This window comes from Pseudogemmobacter blasticus, from assembly GCF_003071405.1.
In the GTDB taxonomy this organism is placed as follows: Bacteria; Pseudomonadota; Alphaproteobacteria; order Rhodobacterales; family Rhodobacteraceae; genus Pseudogemmobacter; species Pseudogemmobacter blasticus.
Genome location: NZ_CP020470.1, coordinates 3062946 through 3079352, shown reverse-complemented (window position 1 = coordinate 3079352; position 16407 = coordinate 3062946). Strand labels below are relative to the sequence as shown.

Here is a 16407-nt window from a genome sequence, read left to right as displayed (position 1 = left end):
GGGGCTGGGCCGTCACATCGGCCCGGCCCCTTCGCTTTTGCGGCGGCACCGCCCGCCGCCGCGCGCCCGGCCACGGGAATCACGCAAAAGACGAATCTGCGAAAAACGTCCCTTCGCGGCCGCAGAAATCCCGGATCGCAGGGCAGAATCCCGCCGACAGCGGCAGGGTATCGGAACAGTTTTCCGCCCAGCCCGCAAAAGTCAGGAGGTTCTTGCCCCGATCCGGTGCTATTCTCCCTGCATCGGCCCACTCACCCGAAGCGCTGCCCCAAGGGAGAAACCGACATGACCGACACCCTCACGCACAAACCTGCGTCCACCCGTGGCACCGGCCTTGCCCTTGTCCTGTTCCTGATCGTCTACGCCGCCACCATGGCCCTTCTTCTGGCCCCGCGCGGTGCGTTTGTGACCACTCCGGCCAACGTCGCCGCCAGCCGGGACTGATCCCGCACGCTTCACCCCGACCGGGCCCTTCCCTCACCCGGTCGGGTGATGGCCCCAATTCCCCCGCTGGCCGCCTTGGCCGATGACTGGAGCAGTCTGGAATACATTTCCGGCAACACCAACACCGTCTCTCTCGAGAAGCGTATCGGGGCGGAACGTGTCTACGAATGATCCGGCCCGGGCCGGGGGGCGGTCATCTGGCCGCCCATTCGCGGCGCAGAATGGCATATTGCATCGTGTTTTCGTAAATCGGGTTGCCCGCCGCGTCATTGCGGAAGGTGATGTATTCGACGAACGTCCCCTCCTGCCGCATCCCCAGCCTTTCGCACAGGCGCCGCGAACGGGTGTTGTGATCCTCGACATAGGCATAAAGACGCCGCGCGCCGGCAAGGCCGAAAAGCTGGTCGAACAGCGCCCGCGCCGCTTCGAAGGCATAGCCCCGGCCCGCAAAGGCCGGGTTGAAGTTCCAGCCAACCGAAACGGTGTCCAGCTCCTCCGCCTCGCGATGCGCGAAAAAATCGCCGACAAGCTGATCCGTGCCCTTCAGCGCAACCGCAATCTGCTGGTCATCGCCGCTGCGCGCCCGCGCATCCGCACGGGCCGCCGCCAGATCCGCAAGTTTCAGATCCAGAAAGCAGCCGGAAACCGGCGCGCGCAGATAGGCGAACAGCCCCTCGGCATCGTCTTCGCGAAAATTCCGCAGGATCAGGCGCTCGGTCTCGATCGGCTGCATGAAAATGTCTCCTCTGGCGCGCCTGCCGTTCCATGCCCCACGAACGCGCACCACGACTCCGCGCGGCATCGCACACGCCCTGCGGTGTCCGGCGCCGCAGCTTGTGTTCTGAAACCGCGCTATAGACCTGAAGATCCTGATGTTACATGGCGAAGAACAAACCGCGTCCTAGAAACCCGCCGCTTCACCAGGGCCGCGGACACCTTGCAGGTGCCGCGTGCCAGCGTTTCCACCGCAATTGCCGAACGTGAATCCCGCAGGCACGCGCGGCTTCTGAACCGCAGCACGCGGACCATCGCCGCCGCCTGCTGCGCAGACGGAATGGATACGCCGCACCGTCCGCCGCTGATCCCCGGGGCGAACCCCCGGCCGGTCGTCAGCCCGTCAGCCGCCGACGTGCTCTGCCGCCCGGGCCGCCGCCATGACACCGGCCGCCATCACCACCGGCTTGCGGTTCAGCATATGGCGATGTGCCAGACTGCGGCCCTGACGCCCGGTCAGCAGCCGGCGTGCCCCGTCCGGGGCCTCATCCATGTGGCGATGGCGCAGTTGCGGAAAGATCGCGAAGATTTCTTCCAGCGCCACCGCACCGACAGACCGCAGCGCCTCGCGCCCGGTGTACAGGCTCTCGGCCTCGGTGCCATTGGCGATCACAACCTGATGCGCATCGAACAGCATGTGGACATAGGTCACCTCGGCCATATCCTCGGCCATCTCGATGCCGTCCAGCGCCAGCAGTTGCTTGGCCGCGACCAGCACCTCCTGCACCCCGAACATGCGCTGCGCGATCTTCGACCGCACCAGCACGCGATGCTGCGGGGAAACCACCAGATCCGCCGTCGGGATACCCGCCCCCAGCGCCCCGGCCCGGATACGGACAGGCCGCAACTGCGGATGCCTGGCCAGCGTCGCGGCATCCAGATGCCGCCGCCCGATCCAGCGCACCGGCTGCAACCCCGCATCGCAGGTGGCCACCAGATCGCCCACCTTCAGATCGTCGATCACCACCTCGCCCTCTTCGGCGACAATCCGGGTGCCCGCCGTGAAGCACAGCGTCAGCACATCCTCGTTCTGGTCGATGTCGCCGTAGGGAATGCTGGTGATCGGCGTCAGCGCCTGAATGTTCAGATCCCGCACCACGCCTTGCGTCAGCAGTTGCGGAATACCGATGTCGACGTTCAGCAGCAGCGTATTGTCGACCGGCAGCCACAGCCACATGGTATTGGCCGGGTCAGTCGGATCGGTCAGCCCGACAACATAGCTTTGCAGGTTCGAGATGGTGACCCCGCCGTTCGCCTGCGTCACCGTCACCGTGGCCGATTGCAGCGATGTGACATCATAGGTCACGCCGCCCCAGGTCACGGTATCGCCGGCCTGCATCTGCGTCGGGTCCTGCAGATTGGCCGAGATTCCGTCCTGCATGTAGCCAAAGGACGCGCTCCCCCCCGACCCTGCCGGGGTATAGGTCGTTCCTACGGCGGGCGGCTCGAAAAGCCGTGTAACATCGAACAGATCGGCCATCTCGTCACCTCCTGGTACATGTACAGACTGCAATTACGCATATCTCATTAAGGTATACGCGATTCCCTCTCAAGCTGCACGCAAAATACAACTTCTGATTGTTTTTTGTCGCCGCCGCCCCGGAACGCGGCAGCGGTCCGCGGCGAAGACCACAGGCTGTGCAGAATGAAAACACCCCGCGCCCCGCGCAGGGCGGCCCCATGCCGGCAACGCACCGCCCGACGCGCGGCGTTCAGCAAGGTCATCGGCAATGTCAGGAATTCAAGTGGTGCCCAGAGCCGGAATCGAACCAGCGACACGCGGATTTTCAATCCGCTGCTCTACCAACTGAGCTATCTGGGCACCGTTTGGTGGGCGGGTGATACTCAAGCTGCGGGGGGCTGTCCAGAGGGAAAACGCCCTTATTGACGGGTCGGCGGAACCGGGTCTTCCGGCGGCTCGTCCTCGCCCGCCGCCGCATCGGGGATGCGGTAGCTTTCGTTCAGCCAGCGCGCCAGATCCACATCGGCGCAGCGGCGCGAACAGAACGGGCGGTAATGCGCATCGGCGGGCTTGCCGCAGGTGGGGCAGGTCATGCCAGCAGCCCCCGCAGGGCCAGCCGGTCGCGGCGGCGCGTCATCTCATACAGGCCAAGGCTGGTCCAGCCGGCCAGATTGGCCTCGCCCTCGGCCTTGAAGGCGGCCTTGATCACCTGGTCCAGAATGGTGCGGTCGCGCTTGGGCACCGGGGCGAAGTCGATCACCACCTGTCCGCCCAGGCCGCGCAGGCGCAACTGGCGCGGCAGGTCGCGCGCCGCCGCCACATTCGCCTTCAGCGCCGCCGCGGGCGAGGTGTCGGGGCCGGTGTTCACATCCACCGCCACCAGCGCGCGCGTCGGCTCGATCACCATATGCCCGCCGCCCGGCAACGCCACCTCGGCGGCCAGCAGCGCGTCGATCGCCTCATGCACCCCATGGTCGGCAAAGCAGCCGTCTTCGGTCACCACCTCGTCGGGGGCCGGGTCCAGCCAGTCGCGCCAGGCCAGGTCATGCGCGCCGGGCGCATCCAGCAAAAGCTCCGGCCCGCCGTCCAGATCGGCCAGCATCGCCTCGGCCAGGCCGCGCATCGCGGCAATGTCCTCGGCCACCGCCTCGGGCTCGGCTTCCGCGCAGGCCGACCGCAGGATCAGCCCCAGCCGCGGGTCGGCGCCCGCCATGCCCGCCGTCGCCAGCGCCGCCAGATCGGCGCGCGCCTCCTCATCCCGGATGCGGCGGCTGATGTTCAGCCCCGGCGCCTCGGGCGTGATGATGGCGAAGCGCGACTTGAACAGCAGCCGCGCGGTGACCGGCGTGGCCTTGCCCTCCTCGGTCGGGCCGGTGACCTGCACCAGCAGCCGCTGGCCGGGCGCAATGCCGCTGACCTGCCGCAGAAAGCCGCTGCCGCCAGGCAGCTTGACGAAGATGCCGCCCTGCCCCTTCATCGGCCGGTCCGCCACCGCGCGATAGATCGCGCCGGGCAGCGGGGCATCGGTGTCGGGGTCGACCACCAGCTCTTCCAGCACGCCGTCCACCATCATCGCCGCCGCCGCGCGGTCGCCGATGCGGTCCAGCAGAACCACACGTCCCTTCATGCCTGCCTCCAGACCGGCCAGCCCGCCGCCGTCAGCAGCGCCGCGGTTTCGGCCACGGGCAGGCCCATGATGCCGGTGAAACTGCCGGAAATCCACGGGATGAAGGCCCCCGCCAGCCCCTGGATGCCATAGCCCCCGGCCTTGCCCTGCCATTCGCCGCTGGCCAGATAGCCGTTCAGCTCGGCATCCGACAGCCGCTTCACCTTGACGGCGGACACGCTTTCGCGCGCCCAGATCCGGTCGCCCCGGCGCACGGCCACGGCGGTGATCACCTCATGCCGGCGCCCGGCCAGCAGCGTCAGGAAGGCCGCCGCCTCGCCCGCATCGGCCGGCTTGCCCAGGATGCGCCGCCCCAGCGCCACGGTGGTATCGGCGCACAGCACCACATCCTCGGGGCCCGCAGGCACCGCCAGCGCCTTTTCCCGCGCCAGCCGCGCCGCATAGGGATGCGGCAGCTCGCCCTTGCGGGGATCTTCGTCGATGTCGGGGGGAAGGATCAGGTCGGGCACAAGCCCCATCTGCGCCAGAATTTCCTTCCGGCGCGGCGATGCGGACCCCAGGATCAGTCGCAAGGCGCTTACTTGAAGCGATAGTTGATGCGGCCTTTCGACAGGTCGTAGGGGGTCATTTCCACCTGCACCTTGTCGCCCGCCAGAACGCGGATGCGGTTCTTGCGCATCTTGCCTGCCATCGTCGCGATCAGTTCATGGCCATTGTCGAGTTCGACCTTGAACGTCGCGTTGGGCAGGAGTTCCTTAACGACGCCGGGGAATTCGAGAATGTCTTCCTTGGCCATGGTCACTCCAAAAGGGTGTTCGCCCGCGGAAACCGCAGGCCTTCGTGGCGCGGCATATGCGCCTGAAAATCCCGGCGTTCAAGCGGATTCTGCGATGTCGGGCGGCGCAGGGGGCGCTGCCCCCTCGGCCTGCGGCCTCACCCCCGGGATATTTCCATTCTGAAAGAGGGGCAGATCGCTTCTTTCAGAAGACAAATATCCCCGCCGGAGGCTCCGGCCGCAGCCAGGGGCGCAAGCGCCTCAGATCGCGCGGATCCAGAACTGAAGCGGTTTCTTCGTTTCGGCCGCGTCGCCCACATCCTTCCAGCCGAATTCGGCCATCACGCCCGGCAGGGGCCGGTAGCCGCGCCCGGTCCAGAAGGCATCGTTGGTGCGGTATTGCGCCGGGCGCATCGGGTGGTCATCGGGCCGCAGCACCGAACAGAAGGCCACATGGCGACGGCCCAGCGCACGGGCGTGATCTTCGCGCAGGTCCAGGAAGCGGTGCCCCAACCCCTGCCCGCGATAGGCCGGCAGCAGCACCGATTCCGCGCCGTAAAGGATGTTCTCAACCGGCAGGCCGATCTGCCGCAGCGGTTCGGCAAAGGCCTCGGCATGGTCCTCCATCGGCGTCGAGGTCGAGGCGCCGACCAGCCGCCCCCCGGCGAAAGCCGCCACCAGCAGCGCGCCGGGGCTGTCGCGGTAGGTCTGCAGATACTGCCGCTCATACTCAAGCGAGCCGTCGTAGAGATAGGGCCAGTCGCGGAAGACGGTGATCCGCAGCCGCGCCACATCGTCCAGCGCGGCCTCCAGTTCAGGCCCGGTCAGGGCGCGGACGGTGACGGGTTCGCTCACCGGGAAACCTGCGCGATCCAGTCGTTCAGGTTGTAGAAGGTGGTGACGCGGGCAATCTTGCCGTCCTTCACCTCGAAAAACCCGCCGGCGGGCAGCACATAGCGCTGACCCTTTGCTTCGGGCAGGCCGGGATCGGTCTTCAGATATTCGCCATGCACCACGAATTCCGCCGCCGCGCGGTCGCCGGTGTCATTGGCGAAGATCACCATGTCCTTCAGCGTCTCGCGATAGCTGACGCCCATATGCCCGCAGAATTCGGCGAATTTCGCCCGGCCGATGCGATGCGCGCCCTCGTTCACCCGATGCTCCACATCCTCGGCCACGCAGTCCAGCATCCCGGCGGCATCGCCGGCGTTGAAGGCGGCGTAATAGCGGGCGATCAGGGCGAGGGTTGCGTCGCGGCTCATCGGGGCTCTCCTTCGGTTGCTCCCCCTGCATAGCGCGCGGCCCCGCCCCCCGCCAAGCCGGCGGGGGACAGGTTGCAGCCCGAAAGCGACGCAAGGTCAGCCCAGAGCGGCCTTCACCGTTTCGGCCACGGGCGTGGTCGGGCGGCCGATCAGCCGGCTCAGCGTGCGGCTGTCGTCATGAAGCGCGCCCTTGGCGGCCTGCGCATCGCTGTCGGCCAGAACGGCGGCAAAGCCCGCCGGCAGGCCGAACCCTTCCAGCGCCTTGGCATAGTCGGCCTGCGGCATCGAGACATAGGCCACCGGCTTGCCCGCCGCCGCCGACACCACGGCCGCCAGATCGGCGCCGCTGTGGGCGGTGTCGCCCGCCAGTTCATAGGTCTTGCCCGCATGGGACGCATCCATCGCCACCACGGCAATCGCCTCGGCATAATCCTTGCGTGCCGCCGAGGACACCTTGCCCTCGCCCGCCGCGCCGATGATGGCGCCATGCGCAACCGCGGCGCCCAGCGCGCCGGTGAAGTTCTCGGTGTACCAGCCGTTGCGCAGGATCGTTGCCGGAACGCCCGACGCGCGCAATTCGATCTCGGTCGCGATATGGTCCTGCGCCAGGATCATCGGCGACTGCGCACCCTTCAGCAGCGAGGTATAGACGATGCGCCCCACGCCCGCCGCCCTGGCCGCCGCGATCACCGCCTTGTGCTGTCCGGTGCGGTCGTCAAAGTCGTTGGACGAGATCAGCACCAGCACGTCAACGCCTTGCAGCGCCAGTGGGTTGACACGGGTGTAGTCGAAGGCGCGCGCCGGAACGCCCAGATCGGCGGCCTTCTTCGGGTCGCGCGCCAGCGCGATCACGTCGGTGGCGCCGCGCGCCTTCAGCGCGGCAATGGCAAGGCGGCCCAGTTGGCCGGTGGCTCCGGTCACGGCGATGGTGGTCATGGTGGTCTCCTGTGGTTCAATCTTGACGCCCCACAGATACCCGAATACTTACGAAAAGGAAGTACGCACATTTTCGTTAGTATACCGCAGGCCCGCACATGACCCCCGACCCTCTTGCACACTCGCTTCACACCCGCTGGCAGCGCGGCAATGTCCTGGCCGCCGACTGCCCGTCGCGGCCGGTGCTGCAACACCTGACCAGCCGCTGGGGCGTGCTGGCCATGGTCGCGCTGGCCACCCGCCCGCACCGCTTTGCCGAACTGCGCCGCGCCGTGGGCGGGGTCAGCGACCGGATGCTCAGCCAGACGCTGAAGGATCTGGAATCCGACGGGTTCGTCCGGCGCACCGCGCAGGACGTGGTGCCGCCGCATGTCGATTACGACCTCACACCGCTGGGCCACGAAGCCGCCGCCCGGCTGATTCCGCTGGTGGCCTGGATCGAGGACAACATCGGCGCCATCCTGGCGCCGCAGGCCGCCTGACCGCCCGGGGCGCAAGGGGGTGCTGCCCCCGTCTTCGCTGACGCGAAGCCTCCCCCGGGGTATTTTGTCCAAGTGGAACCGGACAGGCTTCCTCTTGGCCCAAATACCCCCGCCGGAGGCTGATCCGCGGTCAGCCCTCCGAAGGCGCGGGGTCGGGCGGGCCGAAGCGGGCCACCATCCGCGCCCGGATCTGTTCGCGCGCCTGGCGATAGGCCGCCAGCTTTGCTTCACGCGTTTCGCCAAGGCCGGTCGGGTCCAGGATCGGCCAGTATTCCACGTCCAGATGGTGGAACCGCGTCAGCTCCAGCGCCATGCGCTGACTGGCGGGCGACAGCGCGACGATCAGGTCGAACTGGCCCAGATCATCGCCCCATTCCTGCATTTCCTCGAAACTGCGGCTGCGGTGGCGTTCGATCTCCAGCCCCACCTCGCGGCAGACGGCGACCGAAAAGCCGTCCACCTCCATGTCGTTCTTCACCCCGGCCGATTGCACATAGGCGCGGCGGCCGTAGAACTGCTTCATCATCGCCTCGGCCATGGGCGAGCGAACGGCATTGTGGTCGCAACAGAACAGCACCGACTGCGGAAGCGGACCCAAGCCGGTTACCCCCAGTGCAACACGCAGATCAGCGTGAACAGCCGGCGTGCCGTGTCGGTATCGACCTCGGCCTTGCCCTCCAGCCGTTCCTGCAACACCCGCGCGCCTTCGTTATGGATGCCGCGCCGCGCCATGTCGATCGCCTCGATCTGGCTGGGCGGCAGGCGTTTCACCGCCTCGAAATAGCTTTCGCAGATCTGGAAGTAATCCTTCACCACCTGCCGGAACGGGCCAAGGCTCAGGTGGAACTCGCCCACCTTGTTGCCGGCTTCCTGCGCGATGTCGAAGACCAGCCGCCCCTCGCGGATCGCCAGATGCAGCCGGTAGGGGCCTTCGGGCACCGCCCGATCCTCGCGCGCCGGCAGGCCAAAGCGGTTGTCCTCCAGCAGATCGAAGATCGCGACCTTGCGCTCCTGTTCGATCTCGGGCGTCGGTCGCGCCAGCCCCTTTTCATCAATCTCGATATGGCACAGGCGATTGGTCATCGGACACTTTCCAGAACTCGTTACGCGATCTATCCCGACGCCCGCCCGCCCAGCAAGACCGAAGCGCGGGCGGGGCCGGCCGTCAGCCGTTCAGCCGGTCCAGCCGGGCGCGCACGCTCAGCCCATGCGCCTGCAGGCTTTCGCTGATGGCCAGCCGCTCGCCCGCCGGGCCGATGGCGCGCAGCGCCTCGGGCGTCATGCGTGCCAGCGTGGTCTTCTTCATGAAGTCCAGCACGTTCAGCCCGCTGGAAAACCGCGCCGACCGCGCCGTCGGCAGCACATGGTTCGGCCCGCCGACATAATCGCCAATCGCCTCGGGCGTCCAGGCGCCCAGGAAGATGGCCCCGGCATGGCGGCATTTCGCGGCCAGCGCCTCGGGGTCGTCCACGCACAGTTCCAGGTGTTCCGGCGCGATGCGGTTCGACAGCGCCGCCGCCTCGTCCAGATCGCGGGTCACGATCACCGCGCCATTGTCGCGCCAGCTTGCGCCCGCGATGGCCGCCCGCTCCAGCCCCGGAAGCCGCGCCTCCAGCGCCGCCTGCACGCGTCGCGCCAGCCCGGCATCGGGCGTGATCAGGATCGCCTGCGCGCTGGCGTCATGTTCGGCCTGGCTCAGCATGTCCAGCGCAATCCAGTCAGGGTCGGCCGCGCCTTCCGCGATGACCAGAATTTCCGACGGCCCCGCGATCATGTCGATGCCCACCCGCCCGAACACCCGCCGCTTGGCCGCCGCCACATAGGCGTTGCCCGGCCCGGTGATCTTGTCCACCGCCGCAATCGTCGCCGTGCCATAGGCCAGCGCCGCCACCGCCTGCGCGCCGCCCACCCGGTAAACCGCATCCACACCGGCGATCTGCGCCGCCAGCAGCACCAGCGGGTTCACCACGCCGCCCGGCGTGGGGCAGGCCACGACCAGCCGGTCAACCCCGGCCACCTTGGCCGGAATGGCATTCATCAGCACCGAGGACGGATAGGAGGCCAGCCCCCCCGGCACATACAGCCCCGCCGCCGAAACCGCCGTCCAGCGCCAGCCCAGCCAGGCGCCGGCGGCATCGGTCCAGCCGGCATCCTCGGGTTTCTGCCGTTCGTGATAGGCGCGGATGCGCTCTGCCGCCAGTTCCAGCGCGGCGCGGTCCTCGGGCGAAACCCTGGCGATTTCCGTCGCGATCTCGGCCTTGCTGAAGGCCAGCGTTTCCGGCGTCAGCGCCAGCCGGTCAAAGTGTTCCGTCAGCTCGATCAGCGCCGCGTCGCCGCGCGCCCGCACATCGGCGATGATCGCCGCCACCGCGGCATCCACATCTTCGGCCTCTTCCCGCTTCTGGCCCAGCATCGCGGCAAAGGCCGCCTCGAACCCGGCATCGGTGGTGGACAACAGCATCGGCATGATCGGGCCTCCGGCGGCGTGACGCGGCCTTCCGATAGCGCGCAGTCCCGGCAGGGGCAAGCTGCGATGGCCGCTGGAAAGCCGCGTCACAGGTGCTTAGGTTCACGGAGAACCGAAGGAGACGCCCGCATGACCCGCCCGAACCCCGCCGTCCTTGACCATCTGGCCGCCCGGCGGTCCTATCCGGCCAAGCTGTTCACCGGCGGCACGCCCGACCGTGCCACGGTCGAGCGGATCGTGACGCTGGCCCTGCGGGTGCCCGATCACGGCAAGCTGGAACCCTGGCGGCTGGTGGTGCTGACCAAGGCCGACATGGCCCGGCTGGCCGATCTGGCCGAAGCGCGGGCGCGCGACCTGGGGGGCGACGCCGAAAAGATCGCCAAGGGGCGCGGCCAGTATGATGCCGGCCACCTGGCCGTTGCGGTGATCTCCTCGCCGAAACCCGCCGAAAAGGTGCCCGCGGTCGAGCAGCTTCTGTCCGCCGGGGCGCTGTGCATGAACCTGCTGCACGCCGCCACCGCCGCCGGCTGGGATGCCTGCTGGCTGTCGGGCTGGCCCGCGCATGACCCGGTGTTCGCCGCCCGCGCCTTTGGCTGCACGCCCGGTGAAACCGTGGCCGGCATCGTCCATATCGGCACCGCGCCCGCGACCGAGATGCCCGACCGCCCCCGCCCCGACCTGGCCCGCGTCCTGCACTGGGGGCTGGAGTGATCTTCTCATCCTTCCTTGCCGCCCTTGGCCAGTTGGGCGACCGCCGCTTCCGCCGGGTGGTGCTGGTCGGCATCGCGCTGGCCTTCGCGCTGCTGGTGGCGGTCTATGCGGTGTTCCTGTTGGGCATCGCCTGGCTGACACCGGAATCCATCACCCTGCCGGTGATCGGCACCGTCGAAGGGCTGCACAGCCTGCTGGGCTGGGCCTCGCTGGCCTTCATGCTGGTGCTGTCGATCTTTCTGATGATCCCGGCGGCGGCGGCCTTTGCCGGGCTGTTCCTGGAAGATGTGGTCGATGCGGTCGAAGACCGGCATTACCCCCACCTGCCCCCGGCACAGCCACTGTCCTTGGCCGAATCGATCAAGGCCTCGGCCAACCTGATCGGGCTGATCCTGGTGGTGAACGTCGTCGCCCTGTTCCTTTATCCGGTGGCCGGCCCCTTCTCGCCGCTGGTGTTCTGGGGGGTGAACGGGCTGCTGCTGGGCCGGGAATATTTCATGATGGTCGCGCTGCGCCGCCTGCCGCCCGAGGCCGCCCGCAGCCTGCGCCGCGCCAACGGCCCGCGCATCTGGATCGCCGGCACGCTGATGGCAATTCCGCTGTCGGTGCCGCTGCTGAACCTGATCGTGCCCGTGCTGGGCACCGCCACCTTCACGCACCTCTTCCACCGCATCGCGGCGCGGGCGCCTCAGTAAGGCGCGATGTCGCGCAGCGAGATCCAGCCCGACAGGATGATCCCCGCCAGCACCGCCCAGATCGCCGTCGCCCAAAGCGTGGCGATCTTCGCGCTGCGCCCCACATCCTCGCGCGCGGGGGCGCCCGCCGGCGTGCCCGGCACGATCGACCCTTCATCGTCCTGCGTGCGCGTGCGCAGTTGCAGCACGATGTAGAAGGTCAGGAACCAGATGACCGCGTAAAGGACAATGCCGCCGGTAAGGTTCATACCTGTTCAAGCTCCACCAGACAGCCGTTGAAATCCTTGGGATGCAGGAACAGCACCGGCTTGCCATGCGCCCCGATCTTCGGCTCACCCGATCCCAGCACCCGCGCGCCCGCCGCCTTCAGCCGGTCGCGCGCGGCCAGGATGTCGTCCACCTCATAGCAGATGTGGTGGATGCCACCCGCCGGATTCTTTTCCAGAAACCCCGCGATGGGGGAATTCTCGCCCAGCGGATACAGCAGTTCGATCTTGGTGTTCGGCAGTTCGATGAAGACCACCGTCACGCCATGATCCGGCTCGTCCTGCGGTGGGTTCACCTTGGCGCCCAGCGTGTCGCGGTATTGCGCGGCGGCGGCGGTCAGGTCGGGAACAGCAATGGCGACATGGTTCAGACGGCCGATCATCGGGCACTCCTTGCGCGGGGTCTTTGCGGTCGGGTTATGCGGCGCGCGCGCGGCTGCGGCAAGGGGGTTGCGCCGCCCGCCCCTGCGCCCAGACGCCCCCACCCCGCCTTTGCGTTAACCCCCTGTTCACCCTGCCGGCCCTAGGCTGCCCCATCCCCGCCTCGCAAGCAGAGGAGCACGGCCATGCCCCGCCCCACCCCGCCCTCCGACGCCTCCGGTTTCGCCCTTGCCGCGCCGCGCCCCCTCTTGCCCCTGCAAGGGCTGACGGTGCTGGCCGTCGAAGACAGCCGCTATGCCTGCGATGCCCTGCGCCTGATGTGCCAGCGCCTTGGCGCCCGCCTGCGCCGGGCCGACAGCCTTGCCCGGGCCGGGGCGCATCTGCGCTGCTACCGGCCCGATGTGGTGATCGTCGATCTCGGCCTGCCCGATGGCCGGGGCGAAGGGCTGATCCAGCGGCTGGCCCAGACGCGCGGCATGGTGGTGCTGGGCACCAGCGGCGATCCCGCCGGTCGCACGGCGGCCCTGTCCGCGGGGGCGGCGGGGTTTCTGGAAAAACCCGTCGCCTCGCTGGCGCTGTTTCAGGAAACCCTGCTGGCCCACCTGCCCCGGTCGCAGCCCCGCGCCACGGCCCCGCAGGGCGGCGTCACCGCCGATCCGCTGGCGCTGACCGATGATCTGATCCAGGCCGCCTCCGCGCTGGATGCCGGCCCCGGCCCGGATGACCGCGCCTATCTGGCGGGGTTCCTGTCCGGCCTTGCCCGCCAGTCGCAGGATGCGGGCCTTGCCGCCGTTTCCGCCGCGCTGCGCGATCCGGGGGCAGACCTGCCGCGCCTGACCGGCGCCCTGCGCGCCCGCATCGCCCGCCGCCCCGCCTTCGATTCGCTTCGCGCCCGGCTCTGAACCGGGCCGCACTGCGCCTATTCCGCCAGCGCCGGGTCGCTGCCCGGGCGGACCAGCCGCGTCAGGTCATACAGCCGTTCGATCTGCCGTCCGCCTGCATCGAAATTCGCCGGCGCCAGCCAGGCGCGGTAAGCCTCGGCCAGCGCTGGCCACTCGCTGTCGATGATGGAAAACCACGCCGTATCCCGGTTGCGGCCCTTGACCACCGCATGTTGCCGGAACACGCCCTCGAAGCTGAAGCCCAGCCGCTGCGCCGCCCGGCGCGACCCCATGTTCAGCGCGTTGCACTTCCATTCATAGCGGCGATAGCCGGCGCGAAACGCCCAGTCCATCATCAGCCACATCGCCTCGGTCGCGGCCGCGCCGCGCTGCATCTCGGGGGCAATGCAGATATGCCCCACCTCGATCGACCCGGCCTCGGGCGTGATCCGCAGAAAGCTGGCAATCCCGCCGCAATGCCCCGTCGCCCGGCTGCGCAGCACGAAAAACCGCGGATCAGCCAGCGATTCCTGTTCCTTGGCCCAGCGGTGATAGGCGGCGGCCGAATGGAACGGCCCGTAGGGCATGTAATCCCACAGCGCATCATGGCCCGAATAGGCGCGGAACAGGTCGGCCGCATGGGCATCGGCCTCCAGCGGCTCAAGCCGGACATGGGCGCCCTGCATCGCCTCGGTCGGCGGGCGCGGCGGCGGGGTCCAGCCCGGAACAGGGGCGCCGTATTTCTGATCGTCGGTCATGGCACACTCGCAGTTTTGCAAGTTATGGCGGGCCGCCGACGCACACGCAACGGGGCACGCAGGCCGCTCAGAACCGGAAGCCCTGCGGGTAATCGTGCTGGCCGTCGAAATCGGCCTTGCCGATGGGCAGGCCCTGCTGGCGCAGCACTGCAAAGGCCATGGTGGTGTGGAACAGGAAATTCGGCATCCCGAACAGATGCAGGAAATCGGCGCCAGACTGGTCAAGTTCGGCAAAGCCCGCCCGATGCCGGATCATCCGCGCCTCGGCCCCGGCGAAATCGGCGGCGGGCAGCGCCACCAGTTCCTGCCGCGCCGCCACCACAAGGCGGCCAAGGCCGATGCGGTCCATCCCCTGATCGGCCAGCGTCGGCACCGCGCGCCCGGCCAGCGGAAAGGCCACCCGCAGCGAAAACCCCGCGGCCGTGGCCACCTGCTGCGCCGCGCTCAGCATGTCGGGCACCAGCCGCGCCTGCAACACCGGCTCGCGCCCGGCGGTCTGGCGCACCAGACCTTCCAGCCGGTCAAGGTAATGCAGGAACACCGGAACCGAAGCGTCGTACAGCGGCGGGGTCATGGTGGTCCTGCCTCCGGCCCTCAGGCCTCCTTGGGAATGACGCGCAGCCGCAGGTCGCGCAACTGCTCGTTGGTCGGCTCGCTCGGGGCGTTCATCAGCAGGTCTTCGGCCCGCTGGTTCATCGGGAACATGATGACCTCGCGGATGTTGGTCGTATCCGCCAGCAGCATCACCAGCCGGTCGATGCCCGCCGCACAGCCGCCGTGGGGCGGGGCGCCGTATTTGAACGCCTTGACCATGCCGCCAAACCGCTTGTCCACCTCGCTGTTCGGATAGCCCGCCAGCTCGAACGCCTTGTACATGATTTCCGGCTTGTGGTTGCGGATACCGCCCGAAATCACCTCATAGCCGTTGCAGGCCAGGTCATACTGATAGGCGTAAACGCCCAGCGGATCGCCCGACAGCGCCTCAAGCCCGCCCTGCGGCATCGAGAACGGGTTGTGGCTGAAGTCGATCTTCCCGTCGTCCGTCTTCTCGTACATCGGGAAATCGACGATCCAGGCAAAGCGGAAGCTGTCCGTCTCGGTCAGACCCAGCTCGCGACCAATCTCGTTGCGCGCCCGGCCCGCCACCGCCTCGAACACCTCGGGCTTGCCGCCCAGGAAGAACACGGCATCGCCAACACCCAAGCCAAGCTCCCTACGAATGGCCTCTGTGCGCGCAACACCGATAGCTTTCGCAATCGGGCCGGCTGCTTCGACGTAGGTTTGTGGGGGAACAATGCTACCGGGCTCAGCAGAGAGCATCACTTCAGCCCAAAGGGGATGCTCTTCAAGCTTTTCAAACAAATCGGTTGGAGTCGTCGCAGGACGCCAGAAGATATAGCCCATCCCCGGCAGGCCCTCTTTCTGGGCAAAGGCGTTCATCCGGTCGGCGAACTTGCGGCTGCCGCCGGTGGGCGCCGGAATGGCCCGCACCTCGGTGCCCTCGTTCTGCAACAGGTTCGCGAAGATCGCGAAGCCCGAGCCGCGGAAATGCTCGCTCACATCCTGCATCCTGATCGGGTTGCGCAGGTCGGGCTTGTCGCTGCCATACCATTTCAGCGCGTCTCGATAGGCGATGCGCGGCCAGTCGGCATACACCTTGCGGCCCTTGCCGAACTCCTCGAACAGCCCCTGCAACACCGGCTGCACCGCGGCGAACACGTCATCCTGGGTGACGAAGCTCATCTCGATGTCAAGCTGGTAGAAATCGGTCGGGCTGCGGTCGGCCCGCGGGTCTTCGTCGCGGAAGCAGGGCGCGATCTGGAAATAGCGGTCGAACCCCGCCACCTGGATCAACTGCTTGAACTGCTGCGGCGCCTGCGGCAGGGCATAGAACTTGCCGGGGTGCAGGCGGCTCGGCACCAGGAAGTCGCGCGCGCCTTCGGGGCTTGACGCGGTGATGATCGGCGTCTGGAACTCGGTGAAACCCTGGTCCCACATCTTCATCCGCAGCCAGCGCACCACGTTCGACCGCAGCATCATGTTCTGGTGCATCGTGTCGCGGCGCAGGTCGAGGAAGCGATAGGTCAGCCGGGTTTCCTCGGGGTAGTCGGCCTCGCCGAACACCGGCAGCGGCAGGTCTTCCGCCGGGCCCAGCACCTCGACCTCGGTCACATAGACCTCGATCTCGCCGGTCGGGATCTTCGGGTTCACCAGGGCTGCATCGCGCGCCTTCACCCGGCCGTCGATGCGGATCACCCATTCCGACCGCACCTTCTCCAGCGCGGCAAAGGCCGGGCTGTCGCTGTCGGCCAGCACCTGCGTGATGCCGTAATGGTCGCGCAGGTCGATGAACAGCACGCCCCCGTGGTCGCGCACCCGATGCACCCAGCCCGACAGACGCACCGTCTGGCCGACATCGGCCTTGTTCAGGCCGGCACAGGTATGGCTGCGATAGGCGTGCATGATCGTTCCCCTTCCAGAGGCAG

At 67.9% G+C, this 16407-nt stretch carries 23 protein-coding genes and 1 tRNA gene; 6 read left to right on the top strand and 18 right to left on the bottom strand.

Going from position 1 to position 16407, the window contains the following annotated elements; genetic code table 11:
* Positions 1-285: 285 nt before the first annotated feature.
* Both B6K69_RS18245 and B6K69_RS18560 read left to right on the top strand, forming a co-directional pair.
* Positions 286-444 (top strand): hypothetical protein, encoded by a 159-nt coding sequence (locus tag B6K69_RS18245; protein WP_164681970.1) that lies wholly within the window; start codon positions 286-288, stop codon positions 442-444.
* Positions 445-492: 48 nt separating this feature from the next.
* A complete protein-coding gene (locus B6K69_RS18560) occupies positions 493-615 on the top strand; it encodes a hypothetical protein (protein ID WP_257791666.1) in 123 nt (40 codons plus the stop codon).
* A 22-nt stretch (positions 616-637) separates the two neighbouring features.
* Here B6K69_RS18560 and B6K69_RS15025 read toward each other — a convergent pair whose 3' ends face one another.
* The 10 genes from B6K69_RS15025 to B6K69_RS14980 form a co-directional block, all read right to left on the bottom strand.
* The gene (locus B6K69_RS15025) at positions 638-1177 is read right to left on the bottom strand and encodes a GNAT family N-acetyltransferase (RefSeq protein WP_108644368.1); all 540 of its coding nucleotides are present in this window, start codon (positions 1175-1177) and stop codon (positions 638-640) included.
* A 384-nt stretch (positions 1178-1561) separates the two neighbouring features.
* On the bottom strand, positions 1562-2698 hold the full coding sequence (locus B6K69_RS15020; RefSeq protein WP_108644367.1) for a Hint domain-containing protein: 1137 nt from the start codon (positions 2696-2698) through the stop codon (positions 1562-1564).
* A 266-nt stretch (positions 2699-2964) separates the two neighbouring features.
* Positions 2965-3040 (bottom strand) — tRNA-Phe (locus B6K69_RS15015).
* A 59-nt stretch (positions 3041-3099) separates the two neighbouring features.
* Positions 3100-3273, bottom strand: coding sequence for a DNA gyrase inhibitor YacG (locus tag B6K69_RS15010; protein ID WP_107674022.1), 174 nt, complete (start codon positions 3271-3273; stop codon positions 3100-3102).
* Positions 3270-4307: a ribonuclease E/G gene (locus B6K69_RS15005; RefSeq protein WP_108644366.1), complete on the bottom strand. Its 1038-nt coding sequence runs from the start codon at positions 4305-4307 to the stop codon at positions 3270-3272. The genes B6K69_RS15010 and B6K69_RS15005 overlap by 4 nt, the downstream gene beginning before the upstream one ends.
* Entirely contained in the window at positions 4304-4879 is a 576-nt protein-coding gene (locus B6K69_RS15000; RefSeq protein ID WP_107674020.1) for a Maf family protein, read from the bottom strand. The genes B6K69_RS15005 and B6K69_RS15000 overlap by 4 nt, the downstream gene beginning before the upstream one ends.
* Before the next feature lie 5 nt (positions 4880-4884).
* Positions 4885-5103, bottom strand: a complete 219-nt coding sequence (gene infA, locus B6K69_RS14995) for a translation initiation factor IF-1 (protein WP_045389309.1) — start codon at positions 5101-5103, stop codon at positions 4885-4887.
* Between the two features lie 240 nt (positions 5104-5343).
* Positions 5344-5937 carry a GNAT family N-acetyltransferase gene (locus B6K69_RS14990; RefSeq protein ID WP_108644365.1) on the bottom strand — a complete coding sequence of 198 codons (594 nt, stop codon included), beginning with the start codon at positions 5935-5937 and terminating at the stop codon, positions 5344-5346.
* The gene (locus B6K69_RS14985; protein ID WP_108644364.1) at positions 5934-6344 is read right to left on the bottom strand and encodes a ketosteroid isomerase-related protein; all 411 of its coding nucleotides are present in this window, start codon (positions 6342-6344) and stop codon (positions 5934-5936) included. Before B6K69_RS14985 ends, B6K69_RS14990 begins: the two co-directional genes overlap by 4 nt.
* Positions 6345-6440: 96 nt before the next feature.
* Entirely contained in the window at positions 6441-7280 is an 840-nt protein-coding gene (locus B6K69_RS14980) for an SDR family oxidoreductase (protein ID WP_108644363.1), read from the bottom strand.
* A gap of 98 nt (positions 7281-7378) precedes the next feature.
* On the opposite strand from B6K69_RS14980, the gene B6K69_RS14975 reads away from it, so the two are divergent.
* A complete protein-coding gene (locus B6K69_RS14975) occupies positions 7379-7762 on the top strand; it encodes a winged helix-turn-helix transcriptional regulator (RefSeq protein WP_108644362.1) in 384 nt (127 codons plus the stop codon).
* Between the two features lie 130 nt (positions 7763-7892).
* Here B6K69_RS14975 and B6K69_RS14970 read toward each other — a convergent pair whose 3' ends face one another.
* The 3 genes from B6K69_RS14970 to hisD form a co-directional block, all read right to left on the bottom strand.
* Positions 7893-8300, bottom strand: a complete 408-nt coding sequence (locus tag B6K69_RS14970; protein ID WP_107674095.1) for an arsenate-mycothiol transferase ArsC — start codon at positions 8298-8300, stop codon at positions 7893-7895.
* 65 nt (positions 8301-8365) lie between these two features.
* On the bottom strand, positions 8366-8845 hold the full coding sequence (locus tag B6K69_RS14965) for a UPF0262 family protein (RefSeq protein ID WP_108644361.1): 480 nt from the start codon (positions 8843-8845) through the stop codon (positions 8366-8368).
* A gap of 82 nt (positions 8846-8927) precedes the next feature.
* On the bottom strand, positions 8928-10229 hold the full coding sequence (gene hisD / locus B6K69_RS14960) for a histidinol dehydrogenase (protein WP_108644360.1): 1302 nt from the start codon (positions 10227-10229) through the stop codon (positions 8928-8930).
* Positions 10230-10358: 129 nt separating this feature from the next.
* Between hisD and B6K69_RS14955 the strand changes: the two genes are divergently transcribed.
* Entirely contained in the window at positions 10359-10940 is a 582-nt protein-coding gene (locus tag B6K69_RS14955; RefSeq protein ID WP_108644359.1) for a nitroreductase family protein, read from the top strand.
* Positions 10940-11635 (top strand): EI24 domain-containing protein, encoded by a 696-nt coding sequence (locus B6K69_RS14950; protein WP_108644958.1) that lies wholly within the window; start codon positions 10940-10942, stop codon positions 11633-11635. Before B6K69_RS14955 ends, B6K69_RS14950 begins: the two co-directional genes overlap by 1 nt.
* Here B6K69_RS14950 and B6K69_RS14945 read toward each other — a convergent pair.
* A complete protein-coding gene (locus B6K69_RS14945) occupies positions 11629-11883 on the bottom strand; it encodes a DUF1467 family protein (RefSeq protein ID WP_107674012.1) in 255 nt (84 codons plus the stop codon). The genes B6K69_RS14950 and B6K69_RS14945 overlap by 7 nt on opposite strands.
* A complete protein-coding gene (gene mce / locus B6K69_RS14940) occupies positions 11880-12284 on the bottom strand; it encodes a methylmalonyl-CoA epimerase (protein ID WP_107674011.1) in 405 nt (134 codons plus the stop codon). The genes B6K69_RS14945 and mce overlap by 4 nt, the downstream gene beginning before the upstream one ends.
* Positions 12285-12467: 183 nt before the next feature.
* Here mce and B6K69_RS14935 point away from each other — a divergent pair, with 183 nt between their 5' ends.
* Positions 12468-13184 carry a response regulator gene (locus B6K69_RS14935; RefSeq protein WP_108644358.1) on the top strand — a complete coding sequence of 239 codons (717 nt, stop codon included), beginning with the start codon at positions 12468-12470 and terminating at the stop codon, positions 13182-13184.
* Between the two features lie 17 nt (positions 13185-13201).
* On the opposite strand, the gene B6K69_RS14930 is transcribed toward B6K69_RS14935, so the two are convergent.
* The 3 genes from B6K69_RS14930 to aspS form a co-directional block, all read right to left on the bottom strand.
* The gene (locus tag B6K69_RS14930; protein WP_108644357.1) at positions 13202-13921 is read right to left on the bottom strand and encodes a GNAT family N-acetyltransferase; all 720 of its coding nucleotides are present in this window, start codon (positions 13919-13921) and stop codon (positions 13202-13204) included.
* A gap of 67 nt (positions 13922-13988) precedes the next feature.
* The gene (locus tag B6K69_RS14925) at positions 13989-14495 is read right to left on the bottom strand and encodes a DUF1993 family protein (protein ID WP_108644356.1); all 507 of its coding nucleotides are present in this window, start codon (positions 14493-14495) and stop codon (positions 13989-13991) included.
* A gap of 20 nt (positions 14496-14515) precedes the next feature.
* Complete coding sequence (gene aspS, locus B6K69_RS14920) at positions 14516-16384, bottom strand: aspartate--tRNA ligase (protein WP_108644355.1); 1869 nt, start codon at positions 16382-16384, stop codon at positions 14516-14518.
* Positions 16385-16407 lie beyond the last annotated feature (23 nt).

Bases quoted from the DNA above. Each gene is read 5' to 3' on its own strand.
- hisD (WP_108644360.1), bottom strand. From the start codon at position 10,229: ATGCCGATGCTGTTGTCCACCACCGATGCCGGGTTCGAGGCGGCCTTT.
- B6K69_RS15020 (WP_108644367.1), bottom strand. From the start codon at position 2,698: ATGGCCGATCTGTTCGATGTTACACGGCTTTTCGAGCCGCCCGCCGTA.
- B6K69_RS14935 (WP_108644358.1), top strand. From the start codon at position 12,468: ATGCCCCGCCCCACCCCGCCCTCCGACGCCTCCGGTTTCGCCCTTGCC.
- B6K69_RS18560 (WP_257791666.1), top strand. From the start codon at position 493: ATGGCCCCAATTCCCCCGCTGGCCGCCTTGGCCGATGACTGGAGCAGT.
- B6K69_RS14970 (WP_107674095.1), bottom strand. From the start codon at position 8,300: ATGGCCGAGGCGATGATGAAGCAGTTCTACGGCCGCCGCGCCTATGTG.
- B6K69_RS14980 (WP_108644363.1), bottom strand. From the start codon at position 7,280: ATGACCACCATCGCCGTGACCGGAGCCACCGGCCAACTGGGCCGCCTT.
- infA (WP_045389309.1), bottom strand. From the start codon at position 5,103: ATGGCCAAGGAAGACATTCTCGAATTCCCCGGCGTCGTTAAGGAACTC.
- B6K69_RS14955 (WP_108644359.1), top strand. From the start codon at position 10,359: ATGACCCGCCCGAACCCCGCCGTCCTTGACCATCTGGCCGCCCGGCGG.
- B6K69_RS15025 (WP_108644368.1), bottom strand. From the start codon at position 1,177: ATGCAGCCGATCGAGACCGAGCGCCTGATCCTGCGGAATTTTCGCGAA.
- B6K69_RS14925 (WP_108644356.1), bottom strand. From the start codon at position 14,495: ATGACCCCGCCGCTGTACGACGCTTCGGTTCCGGTGTTCCTGCATTAC.
- B6K69_RS15010 (WP_107674022.1), bottom strand. From the start codon at position 3,273: ATGACCTGCCCCACCTGCGGCAAGCCCGCCGATGCGCATTACCGCCCG.
- B6K69_RS18245 (WP_164681970.1), top strand. From the start codon at position 286: ATGACCGACACCCTCACGCACAAACCTGCGTCCACCCGTGGCACCGGC.
- B6K69_RS14975 (WP_108644362.1), top strand. From the start codon at position 7,379: ATGACCCCCGACCCTCTTGCACACTCGCTTCACACCCGCTGGCAGCGC.
- B6K69_RS14945 (WP_107674012.1), bottom strand. From the start codon at position 11,883: ATGAACCTTACCGGCGGCATTGTCCTTTACGCGGTCATCTGGTTCCTG.
- mce (WP_107674011.1), bottom strand. From the start codon at position 12,284: ATGATCGGCCGTCTGAACCATGTCGCCATTGCTGTTCCCGACCTGACC.
- aspS (WP_108644355.1), bottom strand. From the start codon at position 16,384: ATGCACGCCTATCGCAGCCATACCTGTGCCGGCCTGAACAAGGCCGAT.
- B6K69_RS15005 (WP_108644366.1), bottom strand. From the start codon at position 4,307: ATGAAGGGACGTGTGGTTCTGCTGGACCGCATCGGCGACCGCGCGGCG.
- B6K69_RS14985 (WP_108644364.1), bottom strand. From the start codon at position 6,344: ATGAGCCGCGACGCAACCCTCGCCCTGATCGCCCGCTATTACGCCGCC.
- B6K69_RS14965 (WP_108644361.1), bottom strand. From the start codon at position 8,845: ATGACCAATCGCCTGTGCCATATCGAGATTGATGAAAAGGGGCTGGCG.
- B6K69_RS14930 (WP_108644357.1), bottom strand. From the start codon at position 13,921: ATGACCGACGATCAGAAATACGGCGCCCCTGTTCCGGGCTGGACCCCG.